Genomic DNA, 1,006 nt, shown 5'->3' with positions numbered 1-1,006 from the left:
GATAAACACAGATAAACGCTGTTACTTTTTGGATTTGTGTCGGGCTGTCTCATAGATTTTTCGACGCACTTGAGGGCGTGGACCGCAATTCAACAACAAACCGACTTCAATACCGGTTGCGCGCAAATAGTTGAGAAGTTGGGCTTCGTGAGCAGACGTGATATTTTCTATGGCTTTCATTTCCACGATGACCAGGTCATCCACTATTAAATCTGCCACATAGTGACCAACGTTGACGCCGTCGTAGAACACATCAATCGGAATCTGCTGCCTCACCCGATGACCGCGTTTCTGTAATTCGTGTGCAAGAGCATTCTCGTACACCTTTTCCAGAAACCCGCTGCCCAGCGTGTTGTACACATCGTAAAAGGCCGCGATGATTTGTCCAGTCAGGTCACTGTGCTTGTAGTTCATTTCGGCTCCTGGTGTGTTGAACGGTGTCTATCAGTGTTCTACCGTGTAGGGGAAAAATTCCGAACGCAGATAGCACAGTCACACGCAGGTTTACGCAGTTGCTTTTTGACGTGACAGCGTAAATCAGCGCCAATCAGCGACATCAGCGTTCTATCTTGTAACGTGAGTCTTGTACCGCTCCCACACCTGCGGGGCGAGTGCGCGGGCGCGGGCGGTGATTTCGGCCTCGTCCAGCGTCAGCAGGTTACGGTCGCGCATCAGCACCCGGCCGTTCACCATCGTCATCGTCACCATGCTCTCGTGGAAGCCGAAGACGATATGCCAGGGCAGGTTGCCGGGCGTTAGCGGGGTGTTGGGATGGTAGTCCACCAGAATCAGGTCGGCGAACGCGCCGGGGACGATTTTGCCAATCGGCGCTTCGGGGAAGAAGACGTTGGCGAGCGCGGCGTTGTTGTAGGCCGCCATCCGCGCCACGTCCGCCCCGTTCATGCGCCGCGGGTCGCGGTGCCAGACCTTGTGCAGCAGGTAGGCGGTCTTCCACTCCGTCCACATGGTGGAGGAGAAGCCGTCCGTCCCCAGGCAGACCGGCACG

The 1,006-nt window shown here is 55.8% G+C and carries 2 protein-coding genes; both read right to left on the bottom strand.

What is annotated here, in order from left to right; translation table 11 throughout:
* Positions 1-21 precede the first annotated feature (21 nt).
* The gene (locus D6694_15900; GenBank protein ID RMH32647.1) at positions 22-414 is read right to left on the bottom strand and encodes a GxxExxY protein; all 393 of its coding nucleotides are present in this window, start codon (positions 412-414) and stop codon (positions 22-24) included.
* Positions 415-564: 150 nt separating this feature from the next.
* On the bottom strand, positions 565-1,006 hold a 442-nt coding region (locus tag D6694_15895; GenBank protein ID RMH32646.1), incomplete at its 5' end, for a hydrolase.

It is taken from the genome of Gammaproteobacteria bacterium (genome assembly GCA_003696665.1).
Taxonomy (GTDB): Bacteria; Pseudomonadota; Gammaproteobacteria; order Enterobacterales.
The sequence above is the reverse complement of the archived record's forward strand: the minus strand, read 5'-3'. Positions and strand labels throughout refer to the sequence as shown.

What these genes read in the sequence shown, in the direction of transcription:
- D6694_15900 (RMH32647.1), bottom strand. Translation starts at nt 414, where the DNA reads ATGAACTACAAGCACAGTGACCTGACTGGACAAATCATCGCGGCCTTT.